Origin of the sequence: Marinomonas primoryensis, assembly GCF_013372285.1 — a bacterium.
GTDB classification, from domain to species: Bacteria; Pseudomonadota; Gammaproteobacteria; order Pseudomonadales; family Marinomonadaceae; genus Marinomonas; species Marinomonas primoryensis.
Genome location: NZ_CP054301.1, coordinates 982,174 through 1,005,375, shown reverse-complemented (window position 1 = coordinate 1,005,375; position 23,202 = coordinate 982,174). Strand labels below are relative to the sequence as shown.

The 23,202-nt window shown below is 41.6% G+C and carries 22 protein-coding genes; 6 read left to right on the top strand and 16 right to left on the bottom strand.

Annotation, left to right across the window (positions count from 1 at the left end):
• Nucleotides 1–59: 59 nt before the first annotated feature.
• The 3 genes from MP3633_RS04660 to MP3633_RS04650 form a co-directional block, all read right to left on the bottom strand.
• Nucleotides 60–1,619: an FMN-binding glutamate synthase family protein gene (locus tag MP3633_RS04660; protein ID WP_176334663.1), complete on the bottom strand. Its 1,560-nt coding sequence runs from the start codon at nucleotides 1,617–1,619 to the stop codon at nucleotides 60–62.
• A 45-nt stretch (nucleotides 1,620–1,664) separates the two neighbouring features.
• On the bottom strand, nucleotides 1,665–4,079 hold the full coding sequence (locus MP3633_RS04655) for an EAL domain-containing protein (protein WP_176334662.1): 2,415 nt from the start codon (nucleotides 4,077–4,079) through the stop codon (nucleotides 1,665–1,667).
• A gap of 335 nt (nucleotides 4,080–4,414) precedes the next feature.
• Nucleotides 4,415–6,316, bottom strand: coding sequence for a PhoX family protein (locus MP3633_RS04650; protein WP_176334661.1), 1,902 nt, complete (start codon nucleotides 6,314–6,316; stop codon nucleotides 4,415–4,417).
• Between the two features lie 340 nt (nucleotides 6,317–6,656).
• Between MP3633_RS04650 and MP3633_RS04645 the strand changes: the two genes are divergently transcribed.
• The gene (locus MP3633_RS04645; RefSeq protein WP_176334660.1) at nucleotides 6,657–8,294 is read left to right on the top strand and encodes a methyl-accepting chemotaxis protein; all 1,638 of its coding nucleotides are present in this window, start codon (nucleotides 6,657–6,659) and stop codon (nucleotides 8,292–8,294) included.
• 95 nt (nucleotides 8,295–8,389) lie between these two features.
• Here the strand turns inward: MP3633_RS04645 and MP3633_RS04640 are convergent, their stop codons facing one another.
• The 6 genes from MP3633_RS04640 to paeA all read right to left on the bottom strand — a co-directional run bounded on the left by MP3633_RS04640 (nucleotide 8,390) and on the right by paeA (nucleotide 13,577).
• On the bottom strand, nucleotides 8,390–9,976 hold the full coding sequence (locus tag MP3633_RS04640; protein WP_176334659.1) for an ABC-F family ATPase: 1,587 nt from the start codon (nucleotides 9,974–9,976) through the stop codon (nucleotides 8,390–8,392).
• Nucleotides 9,977–10,140: 164 nt separating this feature from the next.
• Nucleotides 10,141–10,548, bottom strand: a complete 408-nt coding sequence (locus MP3633_RS04635; RefSeq protein WP_176334658.1) for a hypothetical protein — start codon at nucleotides 10,546–10,548, stop codon at nucleotides 10,141–10,143.
• A gap of 3 nt (nucleotides 10,549–10,551) precedes the next feature.
• The gene (locus tag MP3633_RS04630) at nucleotides 10,552–10,947 is read right to left on the bottom strand and encodes a hypothetical protein (protein ID WP_176334657.1); all 396 of its coding nucleotides are present in this window, start codon (nucleotides 10,945–10,947) and stop codon (nucleotides 10,552–10,554) included.
• Between the two features lie 5 nt (nucleotides 10,948–10,952).
• Entirely contained in the window at nucleotides 10,953–11,258 is a 306-nt protein-coding gene (locus MP3633_RS04625) for a DUF883 family protein (protein ID WP_176334656.1), read from the bottom strand.
• 373 nt (nucleotides 11,259–11,631) lie between these two features.
• A complete protein-coding gene (locus MP3633_RS04620; RefSeq protein ID WP_176334655.1) occupies nucleotides 11,632–11,790 on the bottom strand; it encodes a hypothetical protein in 159 nt (52 codons plus the stop codon).
• A 509-nt stretch (nucleotides 11,791–12,299) separates the two neighbouring features.
• Nucleotides 12,300–13,577 (bottom strand): polyamine export protein PaeA, encoded by a 1,278-nt coding sequence (gene paeA, locus MP3633_RS04615; RefSeq protein ID WP_112140424.1) that lies wholly within the window; start codon nucleotides 13,575–13,577, stop codon nucleotides 12,300–12,302.
• A 266-nt stretch (nucleotides 13,578–13,843) separates the two neighbouring features.
• Here paeA and MP3633_RS04610 point away from each other — a divergent pair, with 266 nt between their 5' ends.
• On the top strand, nucleotides 13,844–14,251 hold the full coding sequence (locus MP3633_RS04610) for a DUF2721 domain-containing protein (protein WP_176334654.1): 408 nt from the start codon (nucleotides 13,844–13,846) through the stop codon (nucleotides 14,249–14,251).
• Nucleotides 14,252–14,289: 38 nt separating this feature from the next.
• Here MP3633_RS04610 and MP3633_RS04605 read toward each other — a convergent pair whose 3' ends face one another.
• Nucleotides 14,290–15,273, bottom strand: a complete 984-nt coding sequence (locus MP3633_RS04605) for an N-acetylmuramoyl-L-alanine amidase-like domain-containing protein (RefSeq protein WP_244959842.1) — start codon at nucleotides 15,271–15,273, stop codon at nucleotides 14,290–14,292.
• 92 nt (nucleotides 15,274–15,365) lie between these two features.
• Here MP3633_RS04605 and MP3633_RS04600 point away from each other — a divergent pair, with 92 nt between their 5' ends.
• Nucleotides 15,366–15,632 carry a hypothetical protein gene (locus MP3633_RS04600; RefSeq protein WP_176334653.1) on the top strand — a complete coding sequence of 89 codons (267 nt, stop codon included), beginning with the start codon at nucleotides 15,366–15,368 and terminating at the stop codon, nucleotides 15,630–15,632.
• Between the two features lie 78 nt (nucleotides 15,633–15,710).
• Here MP3633_RS04600 and MP3633_RS04595 read toward each other — a convergent pair whose 3' ends face one another.
• The 3 genes from MP3633_RS04595 to MP3633_RS04585 form a co-directional block, all read right to left on the bottom strand.
• Complete coding sequence (locus tag MP3633_RS04595) at nucleotides 15,711–16,049, bottom strand: thioredoxin family protein (RefSeq protein ID WP_176334652.1); 339 nt, start codon at nucleotides 16,047–16,049, stop codon at nucleotides 15,711–15,713.
• 155 nt (nucleotides 16,050–16,204) lie between these two features.
• The gene (locus MP3633_RS04590) at nucleotides 16,205–16,495 is read right to left on the bottom strand and encodes a YkgJ family cysteine cluster protein (protein WP_176334651.1); all 291 of its coding nucleotides are present in this window, start codon (nucleotides 16,493–16,495) and stop codon (nucleotides 16,205–16,207) included.
• Nucleotides 16,496–16,636: 141 nt separating this feature from the next.
• A complete protein-coding gene (locus tag MP3633_RS04585) occupies nucleotides 16,637–17,824 on the bottom strand; it encodes an EAL domain-containing protein (RefSeq protein WP_176334650.1) in 1,188 nt (395 codons plus the stop codon).
• A 162-nt stretch (nucleotides 17,825–17,986) separates the two neighbouring features.
• Between MP3633_RS04585 and MP3633_RS04580 the strand changes: the two genes are divergently transcribed.
• Nucleotides 17,987–18,409 carry a helix-turn-helix domain-containing protein gene (locus MP3633_RS04580; protein ID WP_176334649.1) on the top strand — a complete coding sequence of 141 codons (423 nt, stop codon included), beginning with the start codon at nucleotides 17,987–17,989 and terminating at the stop codon, nucleotides 18,407–18,409.
• Between the two features lie 19 nt (nucleotides 18,410–18,428).
• On the opposite strand, the gene trhA is transcribed toward MP3633_RS04580, so the two are convergent.
• The 3 genes from trhA to MP3633_RS04565 form a co-directional block, all read right to left on the bottom strand.
• The gene (trhA, locus tag MP3633_RS04575; RefSeq protein WP_176334648.1) at nucleotides 18,429–19,088 is read right to left on the bottom strand and encodes a PAQR family membrane homeostasis protein TrhA; all 660 of its coding nucleotides are present in this window, start codon (nucleotides 19,086–19,088) and stop codon (nucleotides 18,429–18,431) included.
• Between the two features lie 111 nt (nucleotides 19,089–19,199).
• The gene (locus MP3633_RS04570) at nucleotides 19,200–20,291 is read right to left on the bottom strand and encodes an amidohydrolase family protein (RefSeq protein WP_176334647.1); all 1,092 of its coding nucleotides are present in this window, start codon (nucleotides 20,289–20,291) and stop codon (nucleotides 19,200–19,202) included.
• Between the two features lie 148 nt (nucleotides 20,292–20,439).
• The gene (locus MP3633_RS04565) at nucleotides 20,440–21,204 is read right to left on the bottom strand and encodes an undecaprenyl-diphosphate phosphatase (RefSeq protein ID WP_176334646.1); all 765 of its coding nucleotides are present in this window, start codon (nucleotides 21,202–21,204) and stop codon (nucleotides 20,440–20,442) included.
• 172 nt (nucleotides 21,205–21,376) lie between these two features.
• Here MP3633_RS04565 and zntR point away from each other — a divergent pair, with 172 nt between their 5' ends.
• On the top strand, nucleotides 21,377–21,823 hold the full coding sequence (gene zntR, locus MP3633_RS04560; protein ID WP_176334645.1) for a Zn(2+)-responsive transcriptional regulator: 447 nt from the start codon (nucleotides 21,377–21,379) through the stop codon (nucleotides 21,821–21,823).
• Between the two features lie 153 nt (nucleotides 21,824–21,976).
• Nucleotides 21,977–23,155: a murein transglycosylase domain-containing protein gene (locus MP3633_RS04555; RefSeq protein ID WP_176334644.1), complete on the top strand. Its 1,179-nt coding sequence runs from the start codon at nucleotides 21,977–21,979 to the stop codon at nucleotides 23,153–23,155.
• Nucleotides 23,156–23,202 lie beyond the last annotated feature (47 nt).

Genomic DNA, 23,202 nt, shown 5'->3' with positions numbered 1-23,202 from the left:
GATTGAAAACACTTTTAGCCAACCGGAACCATTGAACGTTTCTATCGCCATATTATTTTTTACTGCAAACGATCTTCCATGGTCGCCGCTTCTTGGAATTCAGTCATATTAATAAACTCAGGTCGTACGTTCGGCACTGGATTTATGTCTGAAAATAAATTAGAACGACTTTGATTTTCAATAATACGAACATGAGATCGAGTCAGTTCTCTTGGCTCTTTAACGCCACAAGAGTGTGCAATCATGCCAATACCATGCAATAGCTCTGCCGCGTAATTCGCCACCCGTTCAGACTTTTCAGCCGCCACTAAGCCCCGTTGTAAATCAGAGTTGTGTGTCGTAATCCCAGTCGGACAGGTGTTTTTATTGCATTGCAGCGCTTGAATACAGCCAAGCGAAAACAAGAATCCTCGTGCGGTCACCACAAAGTCTGCGCCCGCGCTCAACGCCCAAGCCGCCTTGCCCGGCACAATCAACTTGCCTGATGCAATGATTTTAATATAACGGCGCAAGCCATAAGACGTCACAATGTTTACGACAGTCGGTAAACTTTCACGTAATTGCATGCCAACATAATCCATTAACGGCTGAGGTGCCGCGCCTGTTCCGCCATCAGAACTGTCGATGGTGATAAAATCTGGACAATAATCGATGCCTTTTTTATGCACTAACTCACATAGGGTTTCAAAAAATGTTAAGTCGCCCACCACCATTTTGAAGCCAACGGGCTTAGACGTAACTTGACGAACATGGTGGATCATATTTAATAAGTCATCGATGGATTTTATATCTGGATGACCATTTGGGCTAATGGAGTCATGACCAGCAGGTATTCCACGAGTATGAGCAATTTCTTCTGTTACTTTTGCACCGGGGAGCATTCCACCTTTACCAGGCTTAGCCCCTTGGCTCATTTTAATTTCGAACATTCGCACATTTTCATGATTAGCAAGGCTCACCAATTTAGTGTCATCTAAATGCCCTTGATGATTTCGTACACCGTACTTAGCAGTACCAATCTGAAAAACAAGGTCACAGCCGCCTTCAAGGTGATAAGGCGATAATCCACCCTCACCTGTATTCATCCAAATACCCGCTTTACGGGCCCCTTTTGATAAGGCTTGAACCGCGGGCTTAGACAACGCGCCGAAGCTCATTCCTGAAATATTAACAACAGATTGCGTTCGGTACGGTATTTTTGCGGTGTGTTCGCCAATACAAACTTCTTTGGGCTGAGCCGCGTCTTCATCCAAGGTTGGAAAAGCACAGTTTAAAAAGAAAATGTCTCCCGGTGTTTCAAGAGAACGAGTGGAACCGAAGGCAATAGTGGTATCTACTTTTTTAGCGGCACGATAGGCCCATGACCGTTCAGCTCGGTCAAACGGTCTTTCTTCTCGATCCATTGCGAAAAAATATTGGCGAAAAAATTCACCTAGATGTTCAAAAAGATAACGAAAGCGGCCAACAACGGGATAGTTCCGTCTTATAGTATGAGTGGTTTGATGCGAATCGACCCAATACATTACCGCAACAGAAATTAAGGTAAGAAAGAGTAAGAAAACAAATAACAAAGCTCCCCAATGAATGGTTAGCGTTGCTAATGATGACAAAAAATCCATGTCTAGACCTTAAGGTTAAATAAAAAATCAGCTCGTTATAGTACGCTAAAAATCTGGCTTCAACGTGGTTGAATCATGAACAAATGCAGCAACAAACTTATCTGCTGGCAAGGGATGACCAAAATAATAACCTTGGTAACAAAAGCAGTTTATCTCACGTAACCGATCGTAATGCGAAAGTGTTTCTACTCCTTCCGCAAGCACTTCGATATTAAGAGCTTTGGCCATCGCAATAACAGCATGAACAATCGCCTCGTCGCTTTTATCTGTTAATAAATCACGTACGAAAGATTGATCGATTTTCAATCTGTCTATTGGTAACGATTTTAAATATTTAAGAGAAGAGTAACCTGTACCAAAGTCATCGATTGAAAGGTAAACACCTAAGCTTTTTATTGCATTCATTTTCTCTAAGCTAGAAGAAAGATCGTTCAATAACATATTTTCCGTAATTTCAAGATCCACACAACATGCAGGTACATCATGCTTTTGTAATTGTGCTTTTAACATAGGTAGAAAGCCCGCTTGTTGAAACTGAATGGGGCTTACATTGATAGAAATACGCCAAGATACTTGCCACTTCCCCTCTCTCAACCAAATCGCTACTTGTGATAAGGCTTCATTCAAAACCCAATCACCAATCTCGACAATGAGGCCAATTTCTTCAGCAACAGGAATAAATTCAGCAGGAGAAATAAAGCCTTTTTTATCATCCTTCCAACGGATAAGCGCCTCAGCACCAATTAGCTCATCCTTGTGATTCGTTTGCGGTTGATAATACAATTCAAACAACTTAAATTCTGTTGCATGATGAAGCGCTTTTTCCATCTCAAGACGAGCATCAGAAACGGCCTGCATTTCTTTTTTATATAAGGCAAAGGTATTACGCCCACATTCTTTTGCTCGATATAATGCAGTATCTGCTTGTTTTAAAATAATTTCTTCAGAACATTCAGAGCCCTCAAATATAGTTGCCCCGAGACTCGCTGTTATATGAACCTCATGGTGACCTGCTTTTTTAACTTGTTGACACGCAAACATAATACTTTCAGCGAACCTATTTATGACGAGTTCAACTTGCTCTTTATTGTCACCTAAATTAGTCAATAAAAAAGCGAACTCATCGCCACCCATTCGCGCAAAAATAATATTATCGTCGATAAGAGAAGAAAGTTGTGACGCCACACAACACAGTAGCTGATCGCCTACATTATGACCCAGTGAATCATTAATCGTCTTAAATCTATCGAGATCCATAAAAACAACCGCAGACGAGCTTGGAACTGGCTGCTTGCGCTGTAGCGCTTCACGAAGTTTATCTGCTAAATATTGACGGTTAGGCAGGTGCGTGACTGAATCGTAATACGCCAAATAATGGATATGTGCTTCTGTTTCTTTGCGTTCAGAAACATCACGTATGAGCATCAAAACTTCTATTTTGTCTTGTATTTTGTACTTTGCTAACCGTATTTCGACAGGTAATTCAATATTTTGTATTTGATAAAGCGTTTCAACCGTACGAGGAGCGTCTATTTGAAGTGAATTCAAGGCTTCTGAAAATACGCCCCAAGATGAAGAGGCATGCAAGGTTTCCAAAGATAGAGACTTAAGTGTCTCGCTCTTCATTTTCAACATAAATTCAGCTGCGGTATTAACCAGCGTTATTTTATTGTTTTCATCCAACAACAAAATGCCATCTGCCGCGTGCTCTATCATCGCTTTTGTATGGCTATCACTGCGCTCTAAATCACTAAGCGCCGTATTTAATTTGTTCCAAAGTAAAGAAAAAGTGGAATGCAAATGGCCTAATTCATCCGATTTATGGCGTCGATAAAATGATTTTGGTAAAGATAGCTTTTCATTGTAGCCTACCGTCGACAAGGACTCTGTCAAACGCTTTAAAGGGTGTGTTACTAAAAAGTAGAAGAGCAATGAAATCAAAGAGGCCAATAGAACGTCTTTGAATAGATTATAAATCAGTATGGAAAGTTGCTCTTTAAATATTCTATCGAGCAAATAACGCTTCTCTGGCAAGACTAGCAAAGACCCAGCTTGAAAAACCGGTCTTTCTAAGCGCAATTCGCGCTTATAATTCTGTAAGTCAGGTAAAAAATAATCAGCCAATGAATGGGAAACGGAAAAACGACGTTTTTCAGCGGTTGCTTGAACAAACAATACTCCGGCTTCGTCTCGAACTTCCACATGGGCAATAGAGGAGCTCAACAGCAAACTGTCAATCTGGTGTTGAGCAAAAGTAACGTCTAGCCGGAAAACAGCCTCAGACAGCGGCTTTTCGACAACAGCCAGCAACTCATCAAAGTCTTGATCTATCTGTTGCTTCTGATATCGAATACCATCAATAAATTGAATACCGCTACTGACCAAACTTAAAACAATCGCAAGCGCTAAGGTTAAAACCGCTTGCTTTATAAATAGTGATTTAGAAAGTACGACGCCCATTACTACTCACTTAAATTTTTCATATCCTGCCGAGGCACTCTATCCACAACCCCTAAAATAGAAAACTAACTAGGATGGTCGAAGTAAGTATATAAATTATAAAGAAAAAATAAGTTATGTACCTTTGCCCAAGAAAACTAAGACTGACATTTTATCTATAATGAAGCAAGGATGTCATAAGTAAACTTTATACACTTAATGACATAAGTCATGGTCCACAACACGATTAGAAATAAAAAGGGTCGATTCAGGCAACTAAGCATTATACAAAGAGTCTACGAGCAATAAAAAGCCAGTATGAATGTCATACTGGCTTTTTTCATCAGTGAAAACTCTTAGCCTATTACTGCGCCATCTTTACGAGAAATCGCAACGACGCTAGAACGAGGAACAGACTGTCCGCCGTCAGGCCAATGAGAATTTCCTTTCTCGCCAGGGTGTTGAACACTAATAAACATAGTGGTTCGTTCGGCGTTCCAAGCAGACCCTGTAATTTCACACTCATTTGGCCCAACTAAGAAACGACGAATTTCACCGGTTTCTGGGTCTCCAACCAACATCTGATTATTACCTTGACCTTGGAAGCCTTTGGCATTTGAATAATTACCGTCTGTTTGAATCCACAACAACCCTTTAGAGTCGAATTTCAGGCCATCTGGCGAGTTAAACATATTATCTTGGTTGATGTTTTGAGAGCCCGCATTAGCATCGTCATAAACCGCCGGATTGCCCGCCAGTACAAACAAGTTCCACTTAAACTCACTACTGGTATGATCTTCGTTCATAGGAACCCAACGAACGATCTGACCAAAATTATTTTCTACTCGAGGGTTAGGGCCACTTGGGGGGGTCGCATCACCACCCGCATTTGGTTTTACACCACGGTTTTTATTGTTCGTCAAAGCACAGAAGACTTCCACTTTATTTGGGTTTGCTGCCACCCATTCAGGGCGATCCATCGTTGTCGCTCCCACTTTAGAGGCAGCCATACGAGTATGAATCGAAATTTCGGCGTCTGTCATCCCTGTTGTTTTTGGTGTTAAAGCAAGCCATTCACCACGATTGTTATCGTGGAATTTGGCAACAAACAATGTCCCTTCTTCCAGCAAGTCACGATTATGACCACCCGCTAAATACTTATGCTTAGACACAAAACGATACAAAAACTCGCCGCGTTCGTCATCGCCAAGATAGACCACAACATGGCCATTTGAAGCGATGGTCAATTCTGCATTTTCGTGCTTAAAGCGACCCAGCGCAGTGCGTTTTTTTGGACGAGATGTTGGATCTAACGGATCGATCTCAACCACATAACCAAAACGGTTTGGCTCATTGGGCTCTTTGATTAAATCAAAGCGCGCATCACCTATAGCCCAATTGTAGCGCCCTTCTGTGCTAAGTCCGTAACGTTTAAACGCTTCAGGCATTTTGTAGTTTTTATCATTGGCAGTAAAATAGCCGTTGAAGTTCTCTTCACAAGTAAGATAAGTGCCCCACGGTGTTTGTCCGTTACCACAGTTATTCCAAGTGCCTTTGGCAACCAAGCCTTTAGGATCTTCTGAGGTCTGCATCCATTTATGACCTCGAGCTGGACCGGTAATGTCCATTTCTGTATCAGCGGTAATACGGCGATTATATACAGAGTCTTGAACAATCCCCCAGTTACCACCACGTTGAGCCACCTCCACAATAGAGACACCATGCGCCGCTTTATTTTTACGAACATCGTCTGCCGTTTCAGGCATACCATCAGCCCGATTCGCATGAAGCGTTTTTCCATCGGTGTATTCGTTGTTAATGGCCATGATCTGCTTGCCATCTTTCGAGAAAAAAGCCATGCCATCGTTATGATCACCAAAAGCCAACTCTTGAGAAGCGCCTGTACCACCTGTAGTGGTATCTAACGCTGGGGCATTACTGAACAATGGATCACCCCAAGAAACAACCACTTCCCACTTATAGCCTTCAGGCACCGTTATAGTATCAAGACCATTTGCCTTGACCATTTTAAACGCAAGACGGGACTCGTCTGTACCAGCCGCCAATGCTTTTCCTGCTGATAACGTAGTGGAGCCCATTACAAATGCACCAGCACCAACAGCAACACCACTGCCCAAAAAACCACGGCGAGAAACCATTTTATTGGCCACTTCTTCGAACTCTACGACGCGTGGCGCAGGTCGCGCAATTTCATCTAATTCATCAAAACTTAAATTGTGTTTTTGTTCAATTTTCATAATATTGCCCTACTATTAAATATATTTATCCCAATTGGCGACTAGTCCAATAATGCGGGTGACCAAAAATGACCTCCCCCTGCAAAAAGGAAGTTAATCATCAATTTATAGGCAAAAGATTACATAGAAATGACAGAGGCTTAGCATTATGGTTATATGGCTGAAAGGGTGAGCATTAAATGCGTAAAATCAGGCGCATATGAACGCAATTTAAAGAAAGGAAAATCATCAAACAGCATGTTGGCAGCGACTCATAAAGTATGGTGACTAAAACAGGAGTAACAATTTTTAACCTCCCTTAGATATTATAAAAATAAACATACCTATCGAGGACGACGTAATGATAAATACGCTTCGCAAAATCCCAATCAACCTACGCCTAACCAGCTTGGTTTTTTTCTTTTCTCTAGGACTATTACTAGTCATTTATTTAACTCTCACCGTCAATAAACAATCGCTTCTTGATGAAAAATATTCTCAAACGAAGCATGTTGTTGAAACAGCAACAGGCGTCCTTAAACACTATTACAAACTTCAACAATCTGGTGAGCTTACTAAAGCCGACGCCCAACGCCATGCAATGGAAACCATTAAAGACATTCGTTACGCAGAATCAGAGTATTTTTGGATTAATGACTATAATGCCATCATGGTAATGCACTCGGTCAAACCGGCATTAGATGGAAAAGACCTTACCAATCTAGAAGATCCAAATGGCAAAAAACTCTTTTCAGAGTTCGTTAAGGTCGTCAAAGCGAAAGAAGCTGGATTCGTTGACTACTTGTGGCCAAAGCCTGGCAGCGAAAAACCGGTAGAGAAAATTTCCTATGTACAAGGCTTTAAGCCTTGGGGATGGATCATCGGTTCCGGAATTTACTTAGATGATGTGGATTCTCAATTCAAACAAGAAGCCATTAAGCTGGGTACAGTCAGTAGTATCATCATATTAATATCTCTGCTTATATCCTTTTTAATTGTACGTTCAATTCTCTTACCCATTGGTCAAATACAAACCGCCTTGCACAACATTTCAGCCGGCGATGGCGACTTAAAAACGCGTCTACCAGAGTCAGGCAAAGATCAATTGACCGAGATTGCAATCTATTACAATACTTTTGTAGAGCGTCTTTCAAAAACCTTAACTAAAGCGGTATCCCTTAATAAAGAAGTTGAAAGCAAAAGCCAAGAATTAAAATCCGTTGCAGCAAAAACACAAACGATCACTCAACAGCGTGAAGGCATGTTTGCGGAAATGGCAAAAACCATCAAAGAAGTTGATACGTTTAAAAATGAAGTCATTGAAGGCACTCAGTCAACCCTTACCTCTGCACAAATAACAGCAGAAAAAACACAAACGGGACAAGTCTCTATTAAACAAACAGTAGAATCTCTTGAAAAGCTCTCTGAGGATCTGGAAGCGGGTTTAAACACCGTCGTACAACTAGCAGAACAATCACAAACCATAGGTTCAGTACTAGACGTCATTAGTGCCATTGCCGAACAAACTAACTTATTAGCCCTCAACGCAGCGATAGAAGCGGCCAGAGCAGGTGAGCAGGGAAGAGGGTTTGCCGTTGTAGCAGATGAAGTACGCGGCTTGGCAAGTAGAACTCAAGCGTCCACCGATGAAATTCAAAACATGATCAGTAAGCTTCAAAGTGGTGCGAAAGAAGCCGAAGCTCGTATCACCGCGAGCCATCAGCAATCACAAAAAACCACAGAAGAAATCACCCTCTCCACACAATATCTACAAGATATCTCCCTATCAGTAGGTGAAATAAACAGAGCTAGTAACAAAGTTATTCAAAGTGTCACCATGCAAAGCGAAGCGGTGCAGCAACTTAACCATTTAAATCAAAAGGTTTCTGAACTCTCCGCCCAAGCAGGCTTGCAGGTCCAACAAAACAGCGCTACCAGCGAATCTTTAGCAAAAACAGCCAAAGACACCCAAGAAGTCATGTCTATTTTTAAACTGTAATTTGCGTTTACATTGCATTTAGAAAGACTTGAAACAAAAAAACCGCTTACTGAATATCAGTAAGCGGTTTTTTTAATACTTGAATCTAAATAAAATTAGGCTTGATGAGCGAGATATTCATCGTAAGTACCTTGGAAATCAATAATCTGTTGACCTTTGATTTCAATCACTCGGTTTGCCAAAGACGAGACAAACGCTCTATCGTGACTGACGAAAATTAAGGTGCCATCAAAGTCGATCAAAGCATTGTTAAGGGCTTCAATCGCTTCCATATCCATATGGTTGGTTGGCTCGTCCATGATAAGAACGTTTAAGTCCATCATCATTAACTTACCAAACAATAGACGGTTCTTCTCACCACCAGAGCAAACTCGGACTTTCTTATTAAAGTCATCGGCCGTAAACAATAAGCGACCCAGCATAGCGCGAACTTTTAAGTCATCATGTTTTACCGTACGCCATTTTGACATCCAATCAAACAAAGTCATATCAGAATTAAAATCTTCTGTGCTGTCCTGCGGGCAATAACCAATAACAGCATTTTCTGCCCATTTAATTTCACCTTGTTTGGCTTCTAATTCATTAATCAAACAACGAAGAAAGGTTGTTTTACCCGCACCGTTCTCACCGATAATCGCAAGCCTAGCACCAGCATCAAGAATAATACTGCCATCTGTAAATAATAGTTCATCCTCGTAGCCGTGCCCAAGCTCTTCAAGAATCAATGCTTGACGGTGAAGTTTTTTATCTTGTTTGAAGTTTAGCGATGGCGTCATCCGGCTTGACTGTTTTACTTCTGACAATTCAATTTTATCTAATTTTTTAGCACGAGAGCTGGCTTGCTTCGCTTTCGAAGCATTCGCAGAGAATCGATTTACAAACGCTTGCAAATCTTCCATTTCGGCACTTTTTTTCGAATTCTCGGTTAAAAGCTGCTCACGAATAAGAGACGACGCTTCCATAAAGTATTCGTAGTTACCTGGGTAAATACGCAACTCACCAAAATCAATGTCTGCCATATGCGTACATACAGAATTCAAAAAGTGACGATCGTGGGAAATGATAATCATGGTGCATTTACGTTGATTCAATACATCAGCCAACCAGTTGATGGTATGAATATCCAAGTTGTTGGTTGGTTCGTCTAACAGCAATATGTCTGGATTAGCAAACAAGGCTTGCGCAAGTAATACTCGAAGTTTCCAACCTGGTGCGACTTGGCTCATTAGACTAAAGTGATGATTTTCTTCAATCCCGGCTTCTAATAAAATGTCACCTGCACGGCTTTCGGCGCTGTAGCCATCCATTTCTGCAAACTCTGCTTCTAGCTCACCGGCACGCATACCGTCTTCTTCACTCATTTCTAGCTTGGAGTAAATCGCATCGCGCTCTTGTTTAATTTTCCACAGCGCCACATCGCCCATAATAACGGCATCAACAACGGAGTATTCTTCGAAAGCGAACTGATCCTGACTCAAGGTACCGACTTTTTCACCCGGCGTAATAGAAACGTTTCCAGAAGTCGGTATCAGTGCCCCGCTGAGAATTTTCATGAAGGTGGACTTACCGCAACCGTTAGCGCCAATTAGGCCATAACGATTGCCGTTACCAAATTTCGCTGAGATGTTTTCAAACAATGGCGTTGCGCCAAATTGCATGGTGATATTAGCCGTGGAAATCAAAAGAAAGTCCTGAAAAAAAAGAATAGAAAGCCGTTTACGCTTGTCGCCTGATCAGCGTACAAAATATAAACACAAAGGGGGGCGAATATAGTGATTTAATGCACTAAAGTCGAGGACTAAGCGATGTTTTTTGAATAAACAACCATATTAGAGAAGAGCACGCCTTAATAGCGCGGGATAGTTTCCTTCACCGATTGCTGATCCGTGTCTTCTTCGAAAGGTACTGTTGGATCTTGAGCAGGCATTGTTGGAGGCTGATCGACAGAGGGATTCTCTTCTTTCGTCGCCGTTTTTGGGGCTTCTGTGGCCATGTAAGCCATCACTTGTGTTGATAAAAAACTCAACACATCTCGACTGGCACCATTTAATAGGCTCTTCCGAATTTTCTTTGTGATATCCAGTTGCGTACTCGCGCCTAAAACAAAGCTTGCAATCAACCCTGCTGGACTGGTCGCTTTGTCTAGAACGTCATCAATGGCATTTTCACGAGATAGTTTGGCACGTTTTCCCAGTCGTTGAGTGCGTTCGTACAAGTGTTTTCGTTGCCTATGCATACGCTTAAGACCAAACATTACTTATTCCTCTTCCGTTGGAATAATAGCGTCCAACGTGCGGGTAAAATTCATGTTTTTCAATGTAATTCCAACCAAATAGAGCAAGACAGCCGCACTGACAAAAGTCATCAAAGTGGCACTCAATAAAATACCAACCAGTGAAAAGCCATAACTCCAAGCAATGGCAGCCGCGGTGGAAATAAGCAACAACCACGTAGTGAGTAACAAGAAAATGACACCGCACATTAAGGCGAGGAGCTGGGCGCTCGAAGTCACCCACATTTTAGCTTCTAGTGCTCCTAACCCTAATACGCTCTTCAACCAACTTTTGTGTGAGATGATAACCTCATCAAAAGCCGACGTCTCATCGGGTGAGTCGGTCTTCGATTGCGAGTCTGAATGCGGCGGTGTTTCCATGAAGTTTATTTACGCTTGCACAAAAAACTAGCAGCCAATGCACCTGCTAAAAAGGCGATACCGATAGTTTTGACTGGATGTTCTTTGGCGTATTCACCCACGGCAGAAGATACTTTTTCTGATTGGCTTTTCGCTGTTTCCGCGATTTTATGGGCTTGTTCGCTGATTTGATGAGCCACTTCTTCGATACGTTCTTGGCTTTTTTCTTTCACTTCAGCCGCGCTGTCTACCCCTTTATGGGCCACTTCAGCCGCACTATCTACTTTTTCATGTGCTTTTGATTGGGTCGTGTTTTTGATTCCGGTAGCCATTCTTTATTCTCCTTCTAAAAATGAAACTGATTTGTCAGCGCCCTCGAATTGAAGTCCGAAGTGCGACAAAAAACAAACAATTAATGCATGATACGGATCAGGCAAGAATATCAATCTTTTTATTCCCAGTATTTCTCTTAAGGCGATATCTCAAATATCACCGAGAAAGAAATAACGAAACAAAAGGTTTAACTTCTACCTTGTTATCTAGCCTACTGGGTTATATTTTGGTCGTCAAATGTACACGGAGAAACGCGCTCACTTTCCTTTTTATATGGTCGATCTTTAAAAAAGAGAACCTTTTTGCACAAAAACAGTTAGACAATATGCAAATCGATTCATGAATTTTTTCATGGTTTTCTAACTGTTATATTTAAAGATAAGCGTCGTCACTACTTTTTAAATCAACCCAAGCGCCCCAGCCTTTCCATTCATACTCATCCATGTCCGTTTCTGTCTCCAGTGCTTTTGAAGTACCTGAACGACGGTGGAATACATGTACATTTACTAATTTTTTAATGAAACGAGCCATCTTGCTTTCCTCACCTTTCATGAATTTAGTAATGTCATGCTAGCATTGAAAAAAGCAGATATATGTCAGCCTTTTCTAAAGAAACGCCCTTTCCCCATTATTCGAATAATCGCTGAATTTCTTGACGAGTAGTGCTTAATTGAGACAAAACGCACCTTCTCGTGCAACAAACAACACAATCTAAGCAACTTTAAGGAGTGCATGTGTTTAGTTTAGATAGACCACTGGCGTGACAGCGTAATCGCCTCCTCTAACGACGGCCAAGGAGCCATGTACAACAATTTCCCCAATAGTAAGACGGGCGCTAAGCCTGCTGGAGAATACTTAAATATCTCGGCTTTATAGCCTTCTTTGTCTAAAGTAATCGTAATATTATTTAATTGAAGTCCCGCCAGTCGACCACAAATAAAAGCACGTAATGTCCAAGTAGATAGCCTCCAGCAACTAACTTAATATTGATGTTCTCCGCCTACTTCCACAACATCTCGATGAACCGATGGCTATTTTCTTTATTTCAAACGTGTTACCAAGACCTGTTCAACACGAACACCTTCAAGGTCCAATACTTCAAACTTATAATCTGCATAGACAAAAAAATCTGTACGCTTTGGCAATCGCTTTAAACTATAAGTCATAAAACCACCCAGGGTTTCATATTGGCTACGATCTGGAAATTCTTCTATAGTAAGACTTCGCATAACATCACTGATCGGCGTCAATCCCTCTATTAACCAAGAATTCGCGTCACGCTGTACGATTTGTTCTTCGTCATGAGGCGTTAACAACCCCCCCATGAAGCCGCCAAGTAAGTCTTTCACCGTTACAATGCCAACAATTGTCGCGTATTCATTGACGATAACAGCAAACGCTTGTGGCGCCATTCTGAACGCATTTAACGCTTCCGAAAGCGTTAGTGTTTCTGGTAAATAAAAGACATCTTTATCCACTTGCTCTGGTTTGATTTGCGCTGGTTCCCCTTTAAGCACCAATCGCAATATTTCTTTTGACTCAATAATGCCCTCAATTTTATCTAAACTACCATTGCAAACTAAGAAATCATTATGTGGATGATCAATGATTTTCTGGCTAATGACTTCGCTGCTGTCGTCAATATCGAAGTAGATAATCTGATCACGCGGAGTCATCGCACTGGAAATATTGCGCGTTTCTAGTTCAAACACATTACCAATAAGCTGATATTCCTGACTCTGCAAACTGCCATCTTCCGCACCGGCTTCCATCATGGCTACAATATCTTCTGTAGTAACAATTTCTTCACGCTCAATTGGCACATTAAACAAGCGCAGAATCGTATTGGTTATACCATTAAACAAAAAAACCACGGGCGTTAACATAAAGGTTACCCAAAGCATTGGCGTAACCATACGAATAGCCACCGCTTCCGGCATAATGATCGCCAAACGCTTTGGCAGCAAATCTGCAAATAAAATAAACAGCGACGTCAACGTCAGAAAAGAAAGGACAAAACTAACTTGATCCAATAACGGGCCGGAATACATTAAGGTCACAACCTGTGTAATGTAAGGGGTCAGTGCTTGCTCTCCGATAATACCGCCCAAAATAGCAATTGCATTCAAAGCAATTTGAATCATGGCAAAAAAAGCACCGGGCTTTTGCTGTAACTTAAGCACGGCAAGCGCTTTTACGTTGCCCTCATCGGCGAGCACTCGTAGCTTTATTTTTCTCGCGGCGGCCATCCCCATTTCAGACATAGCAAACAATGCACCGGCAATAATCAGTAAGCCAATACTCAACACATCACTCATTTTTCTCTCACTCATCACCGGAAGGGATAAAACTAAAACGCAGGTTAAATAGACTGAAATGATATTGTCTCAGCCATTTTATTACATAAATGTAGCCGCATTATAGAAGGAAGTTGGGACGATACAATGCTTATTTTCTATACTTTCGGAAGGGAATTATTGGATATAAAATATTCTAGTGAAGACGTAAAATAACAACCAATCAGCGCTACAACACAGCATTAAAGAACACGACAAAGTTTCTCAATTTACCAATAAGGTCCACTATGATTATCACACTAACCACGCCCGCGATGTTGTTTCCTGCGGTTTCGTTATTGTTACTGGCTTACACCAACCGCTTTGTGACGCTCGCTTCTATTATTCGTACTTTTGACCCAAAGCTTGAAGACGAGAATATTACTGAGCAAATTACTAACTTACGTAAACGTATATACTTAATTCGACGCATGCAGGAAGCAGGCGTCGTTAGCTTTTTTCTGTGCGTTTTATCAATGATGGCCATTTATTTAGAATACCAACAAATCGGCAGCTACATTTTTGGCGCGAGCCTTATCTGCCTGATGTACTCTTTGTATTTGTCAGTTCGCGAAATCACCATTTCATGTGATGCACTTGAGTTACATCTACAGTATTTCAGTACCAACTTTAAACAGCGAAACAATAAAAAGTAGCCTATAAATAAAAAATAGATAAAACGAAATATCGCGTGTTATTGCTTCAAGCTTTGAACGTTAAACCCTTTCAAAGTCGAGGACGCTGAATAACCGGAGAAGTAATCGACAAAGTTTTCATCTAACACTTTTTTATATACAACACTGGCATGCCGAAGAAATAACGTGCCATTTTTTCGGATGGCGATACCTTGATGTGACACGTTCATATTAGTTCCAATCCATTGTTTAATTGGCCAGTCGGGGCGAACCATGTTGATCACACTGCCAGAAGGAATTCGATCTAATAAGGCTTGATTAGTACGCTTAGCCTCACCAAGAAACAAATCGGTCAAAGGAATATAAGATAGAAACGCAGGCTCAGGATCAAACGTATCACCCTCTCCCTGCAACCGAGTCAACAACGTTAGACAATCGCTCGACGATGCCATATCGCAATGAATAACATCGTCCCCAATATGCTGATACCACGCCGTTTTATCTATTATTGTCTTTGCCATTGAAACGGCGCCGCCTGCAACGGTTGATGTGATATCAACTAACTTATCTTGATTATTAGGCAGCCAGTCTAGGCTAGGAAAATGATTGCGCGACACGAAGGATACATTTCCCTCTTTATAGCGTAGTCGCATTAAATTCTGTTCAAATTCATCAGAAGAAGCCGACATAGCACCCGCCAATATTGTTTCAACATACGTTGTGCAATCAAATACATCAAAACGCACTAAAGGGTCTTTATCATAAATCCCTTCTTCACCTTCGCCAACACTGCCACCAACATACAAAGAGCCCAACAAAACCTGACTCAATGCCTCTAGTTTTTGAGTATGGCCAGCAGAACGAGTACCCGCTTGACTCTCGTCTATCACTTTATACAAAAGCGCCTTATTAGCAGAATCAATAGCATTGATGGCCATCGCAGGCGATAAGAAAAAACTAAGCACACAGATAGGCAAGATCTTCTTCAAACCACCCGTCACTCTCTCCTTCAGGTGACTAACAACATCGTCAATGAATGGCATTTTCAATACTCAACATAAAAAAACATTCCTTGTTCAAAAAACAGACAATTAAATGATACTATTACTAAATACTTTAAAAAGAAGGCCAGCCAATGCAAATCAACAATTCTTCATTTCCATTTGGTCAGCAAGGTCTACAGCGCAGCCAAGATAAACTAGACCAAGCCAGCCAAAAAGTAGCAGAGGCATCAACCCAAACGCTAAGCCAAAATGCACCTAAAAATTCGGGCATTTACGGTTCTCCTATTCAAGATGGCTTAATCGAAGCCAAAAGCAGTGAATTAGAAGCTCAAGCCAATGCCAAGGTGATCGACTCATCGGATAAAACCATTGGCAGACTGATTGACATAACAGCCTAAAAAAACGCCGTCTTAACAGTGGCGGCTTCTATTAGCCAGCACTCAAATATTAGCCAGCACTAAAATATTAGTCAGTACTCAAACGCTTTGGCTCATCAATTCTCGTACTTCATTGGCTGTTGTAAAACGAACAACTCGCCCAACTTCTTTCCCGTCGTGCAGCAAAATTAAGGTTGGCCAAAGCGTCACACTAAACTGCCTACCAAGCCGTTTTCCTTTGCCGTCAAACACCTTGATATGCGCTAAGTTTGGGAACGCCAACATAACCTCTTCGATCGCCGAACGTGATGCCTGACAATGTCCACACCAAGGCGTACCAAATTCAAGTAACGCGCTGCCAACTAAGCTGCTAAGCTCATCTAGGCTCGGGGCATCTTCAGAATATTCTGGATTAAACCCTATTTGAGTCGCTTGCATCGAAACACCTCTTTTAAAGTCTACAGACGCCAGTTTTCCACGATATGACACATGGTCAAGCAACAACCAAATGATTAATAGAAAACCAACAATTTAGGATAATGGCAATAGGTCTTGCTTTAAAACATGATGAAATACGCGACGCGCTATTATGGCTACCTAATAACGTTAAATTCTTCCCGACACTCATCCGATCCCATTTCAAACTCTCGGCAAATCCAAGGCCGATTTTCGTAAATCGTACAAAGGTAGGTATCTCTATCCACTGCGGAGCACCAACCATCGTCAAGCCTCAACATCGTTTCTCCGCCCCATTCATCCACGGAAATATGCTTATCGGGCACGCCAGTATCGCTGATGATCATGACTTCCATACGACAACAACAAGCTTGGCAGTTAGAGCAAGTTACATCAGATTCAGCGATATTTTTTAAAGAAATATTCATAAATAACAGCGAAACATCAAAAAAAATTATTGTACCAGACGCGAGTCAGTACAGAAAAAAGCAATATACACCTGATCCTATTTGGAAGATATGAACCCGACTCTAGATCCAAACTACAAATTATAAAATCCGTCTAGATCGTCAGACTTTCAGTGGTGATATGAGCGAATTATGGATGCTGGAAAGCCACTCTTCAAAATGCACTCTAGAAAGAGGACGTGCAAAAAAATACCCTTGGATTACCTCATAACCCATTTCTTTCAAAAGAAAAAACTGCGACTCTGTTTCTACACCTTCTGCGATCGAGACCGCCCCTATTTTCTGACTAATGCCCAACACCGTTTCACTAAGATCTTTTGAAATAGTTTGTGGCAACCCCATCACAAAAGAACGGTCTAGCTTCAATTGTGATACGGGGAATTTTAGTAATCGTTTTAAGTTTGAATACCCGACTCCAAAATCATCCAATGAGATATGAATGCCCATTAAATACAGATCATGAATGACATCTGCAGATTGATAAGCAGAAACAACCTCCTTGTTTTCCGTCACCTCCAATACCAAATCAGATGGCAACAGATTATTCTCTTTAAGGGTCGTTTGAATCGTATTTTTTAAATCAGGAAAATCGAAGGTGGCAGGAGAAAAATTAACCGCGATAAGAGGAACCTCTATATTGCGCTTACGCCAGTCCGCGAGCTGCTGGCATGCTTGACGCAAGACCCATAAATCCAATGTTGCTATAAGGCCAAACCCTTCCGCTATGGCAATAAAATCGTCTGGTGGAACACAACCAAACGCTTTACTCGTCCACCTTGATAACACCTCTACACCATAAAGACGACTGTCTAACGCATTTATTTGGGGCTGGTAGTGTAACTCTAACATGCTATTGCTCAAATCCTCACTCAACGCCTTCGCCATCAAACTCGTCTTACTGAAACGAGCGTCTTCGAAACCATCAGCGCTAATCTGAGCTCTACTTTTTTGAATAGTAAGACTTAAAAGTGATTGATCCAGAAAAGAAAACGCTTCAACGCAGACATCTACACGATAATATTCTCGATCGATCGAACGTAATAAAAGCGTGATTGTTTTCCCTACAATGCTTCTAAACTCACTCAAATAAAAAACTCGCTTCTCGGCCTCTAACCAAAAGCTGTCAAAGAGAAATGTAACCTCTGTGTAATTATTCGCGTTGAATAGCGTTTTTTGAGCCAGTTCATTACAAGAAACAATTAAATCCTTACCATCTAACACAATTAAACTGTCATTCGTTTCTTGTAACTGCCCCCAATCACGCCCAAAATTCAAACTGTCTGTTATCACAAGTCAATCCCTTTACTGCATGTCTCGATTAACGCTACACATCACCCTACATTTGTCTTATAGACAAAAAGATTCATCAATATTGCCCATTAGGCAATTTCTGTCAAGTAAATTGCCTGACAGGTTTTGCCATATAGGCAAAATTAAACGGATAATCTTCCGATGAATATTGGCCACGTTATTAAAATTTTGCGCCTTCAACGTAAGATGACACAAGAGCAAATCGCACTGGAAGCCGACATGGCCACCAGTAACGTTTCACGTATTGAAAAAGGACTAAGACAACCCTCTCAGAAGGTGCTTCAACGATTGGCTATCGCACTCAATACAAAACCATCCATTTTGTATGCTGCTAGCGAGCGACCAATCACAGACATATCAGATTTTCTTGAAAAAGAAGTCGATGAAGAAAAAATAGAAGAAGAAGAAGAAGAAAGAGATGAGCAGTACATTAACCAGCTACTGCTCAGCCACGAAACACAGAGTGTGCTAAAGCTATTCAGTGAACTAACGCCTCATAACAAAACATTGATGCTAGAACAGCTTAAAACACTGCATAGATGGCAAAATAGAGTCGGTCAATAACGATATTTTCAGTGTTACATTAAGCGCCGTAATAAAAAATCGAAAAATAGTGACTCACTGTCCCACCCACAACAAATAAATGCCAAACCAAATGCCCATAGCGCAGACGTGAATCAATCACAAAAAACACCACACCAAGTGTATAAAGTACGCCACCAAGCACTAGTAAGAGCAAACCATCGGGTTCCATAAGGGCAACAAGCGGCTTAATCGCAATCAATATAAGCCAGCCCAAAATAACATAGAGCGTAGTGGATACAGCAGGATGAGAGGCCTTCCCAAATGCTTTAAGACCCACTCCAACCATTGCTAATGTCCAAACGGCTACAAGCAAAGACCAGCCCCAAACACCTTCCAACACACCCAACATAAAGGGTGTATAGGTTCCCGCAATCAATAAATATACAGCAGAGTGATCGATCACCTGAAAGACATATTTCGCCTTGCCTTGTGGCATCGCATGATAAACCGTCGATGCCAAATACAGCACAATCATGGTGGCTGAAAAAATACTTACTCCGACAAGAAAACTCATATCGGCGTAATCAATGGCACTCAAAATAAGAAACGGAGTACCAACAATCGCAGCGACCAACCCCAAACCATGACTGATACTGTTCGCCACTTCCTCCCCTAAAGATTGACCACGGTTAGAAGCGGCTGAAAAATACTTACCCATACACAGTTTCCTCCGAGTTTGAATACTAGAAGCATGGAGCACGTCCTGCTATTTAACAACGCAAGACAACGAATAAACTAAGAAAATTGAAAGCATGTTTTAAATAAAACACTACTTTTGACACACCTCTGGCGCCTGATAATCAAGGTTCAATAACGTAAAATAATTTTGTCCCAAAGCAATATCACGAAAGGCTTTATCACTAAGATATTTGTGTATACGACCAGTAACCTCTAACTCTTGTTGGTATGTCTTAAAAGTATTGTTTCGAAACGCAACAAAGTCAGAGCCTGGTAAAATACGGTTAGAATAACGGTTCATAAAAGCAACATATTGAGCTTGATTATTTGACTTACTAAAATAGTAATCGTCCAAAATACGCCATGAAATATCCAGCATCAAGTTAGGATATTGGTCCAATAAGCGTGACAAAACTGCAATGTGCTCTGATGCCTTCATTGTCGTCAATTCATAGGACAATCCCATGTGCGCCCAGACAACTTTGTTATCAGGATACAACGCCAACGCTTGCTCCATGAGAGGCAGATACAAGGTAGGTGACGCATCATTACCCAAGTCTGAATGTATTGTAATGGGATAGTCTCTTGTTCGTAATTCTGTCATGAACCCCGCCCACTGAGTGATATCTTCAGGGCTTGCCGCTACATGATGATTGTTGAATTGAGCTTGTTTGACCAAATTCACTTCCCCCATCCAATGAAACAAACCTGGGTACTCTTTTTCATAGAGCTTCATCAACTCGATCGTTGGTTCAGGATTGGATAAATCAGTAAAGGTCATTGAAAGAGTGAGATGGAGGTTGTCAGGTCTATGCTCCATCATATTGGCGGCATTAACAAAATCATTCCGTGTTGTCGGCAGCACTGGCGTACCAGGACATTTCAGATAATTAGAGCAGGCGGAATAGGCGGGAAGCATTTGCCCAATACCATACACATTGGCAAAGCGAACACTGGTCTGAGATAAATAGGAATTCATCTCCTCAAAAGGAATCGCCCTGCCATCAAAAGGCCGATAATGTATATGCGTATCCACGACCGCAGTATAAGGCTCGGTCTCTCTATCATAACAAGCAGACTCACCGTTAAAGGAATCTAAGGAACGATTCGCTGGCGAGCCATCTGAAGACACACAGCCAGCCAATAAAGTGACCAGCACAGCGAAAGAAAAACAACGATGCATAACAAACATTCCCACTAAGTGTCGTCATAAAAAGGCAAACATGAAGGGACATTACAAAACATCCCTTCCTATGTGTAAACGACTATTTGACGCGATGTCATACTGTTATGGACGTGGGTGCTACAACATAAACGTAAATGCGATAAGGCTAAGCAAGAAACAGCAAAAGCCCACCAAACACAATGCGATACCAACCAAAAGCCACAAACGTAAATTTGTCCAAAAATGCCATAAACAGTTTCATTGCCACAAAAGCACTCACGAATGCGACGACAAATCCGACCAGCAAAGGCAATAACTGCTCCCCAGAAAACGCCTTATAATTTGATAGTAAATCGTAGCCAGAAGCGGCCATCATGACGGGCAACGCCAATAAGAAAGAAAACTCTGCACTAGCCTTACGACTTAAGCCAGCAAACAAAGCGCCGACAATCGTTGAACCCGCTCGACTGGTTCCAGGGATTAATGCAAATACCTGAGCCAATCCTATCCATAACGCTTGCTTAAAGCTCAGATTTTCTAGCTGCTCGACACTGGCCTTTTTACCCTTAATCACTTTTTCAGTAATCAAAAATATTACCCCACCCACAATAAACATGGTTGCCACTACAGATACAGAAAACAATTCTTTAATTTGATGACGCAGTAAAAAACCCACAACAGCAACGGGTAAAAAAGCAACAAACACCTGACACCAAAGACGAGTATGTTTAAAGGTAAAACGCTCTTTATAATTCGCGACAACCGCCAAGATAGCGGCCAATTGAATAATCACCTCAAACGCTTTGTTACCTTCTGTTTGCTCCATTCCCAACCATTGACTGACCACAATCATATGACCTGTTGAAGAAATAGGTAAAAACTCTGTTGCTCCCTCTACCAACCCCAAAATGACACTATGCAGTATATCCACCTTAACCTACCTTCTACTATTCATGGCGCAAAGCGCTAAAACTTACCAGAAAAACATACGCCCGTAATGTAAAAGATCTCAGGTGAAAGAAAAGTAAAAGACCAAGAAAATCATTGACCTGTGACTTACCTCTAAGGTTTATAATAAGACAACGGTAAAGGGAGTATAAAGAATGTATCGAATTGGTGAACTGGCAAGAATATGCAATATTAATAGCGACACATTACGCTTTTATGAAAAAAACGCGCTACTCACACCGTCCAGTCGCTCAGAATCTGGCTATCGCCTTTACACAGAAAAAGACAAAGATACCCTACAATTTATCCTTCGAGCTAAAGGCGTTGGATTCACACTGGCCGACATTCGTGAATTACTCTCCATAGAAGTAAACAAAGCAGACAACGCCTGCGCTGATGTAAAAGTCTTAGTCGACACTAAACGATATGACGTCGAGAAAAAAATTGCCGAACTCATTCGCTTTCAAACGTCACTAAAGCGCCTATCAGATGCCTGTTGCGGTGGTGCAGAAAGTGCCGAGCATTGCACCATACTCGAAGCACTGGAATCTAATACAGACGATGTTCGCCATGAACACCATCATAATGAGGTCACAGAGTGATGGTCCTTTTTTACATAGATGACTATTCTGATACAATCCAGCGACTGAATAGACAGCATTTTTATAACACAGACATTCCTACCGTTTAAAATAGAGCACTTCAACGAAAATACAGCGACCTTTTAATGTCACTTAAAGATGAGTAGTAATTTGATGTTTAACAATACCCTCCGCCAATTTGCCTTTATATCACTTGGTTTTTTGTTACTAACATTAAGTGGCTGCCAATCCACCTCATTTGCATCACTTACGTCGGTGAATAAACTATCAGAACAGATAAAAAGCGCTAATGATGTTGACGATGTAAAAGCCATCGCGAAGCAAGCAAAAGTCAGCAGAGACTTAATCAGATCAGACATTAAAGCGATTAAAGCCCTGTACGCAGACCTTGACCAGAAAGTGAATAAGAAATGGGGCAAAGGCAATAGCGAGCTGCCTGATAAGAAAAAGTACGTAAAATACACCAACGACTACCAAGCCAGAACCATCGTCGATTTTGAAAAAGGCACAGTGCGAGTCGAAACACTCACCACAAACTCACCGCTTGATACCTTAAAACAAGCCGTCGCAACCACACTACTCACTACGGCCGATCCAACCAAAACCGATATTTTTTCCAGCTCCGCACCAAATACCGAAGGCGTGCCGTTTTTGTACCCTCAAGTCATGGATCACGATGGCAAGCTTGTGCAATATCGCTGGCGAGCAGAACGTTACTCAAATTACCTTGTGACCAACAAACTTAAAAAATCCAAATCAAACGGCAAAACGGTTTACGCCGTTGAATTCAATCTTGTTGCACAGCACGAACACCTTCGCCAAGAAAAATACAGCGACTATGTGATCGCCGCCGCTAAACGCTACAACCTAGAACCCGCCCTTATTTATGGCATCATCGAAACTGAAAGTTCTTTTAACCCTTACGCCGTCAGCCCAGCAAACGCTTATGGTTTGATGCAAGTTGTGCCTTCCACTGCCGGCAAAGACGTGTACAACCTAGTGAAGAAAAAATCAGGCCAACCAACCAAAGAAGTGCTTTTCTCCCCTGCTAGCAACATCGATATCGGCAGCGCTTATCTCTATATTTTGCAAACGCGCTATCTCGTCAAAGTCACCAATAAAACCAGCCAAGAATATTCCATGATCTCCGCCTACAACGGCGGCACAGGAAACGTACTGAAAACATTCGACAGCAACAGAACAAGAGCGATGGACAAGCTAAACCAAACATCCGTGAGCAATGTTTATAAAAAACTCAGATACGACCATCCTCGATCTGAATCTCAGATGTACTTAGAAAAAGTCACAAAAGCGAAGAAGAACTATGAGTAAGCGTGGTTTTTTAGTCTTGTAGGTTAGGTTCGCGGTAGGTAAGCGAA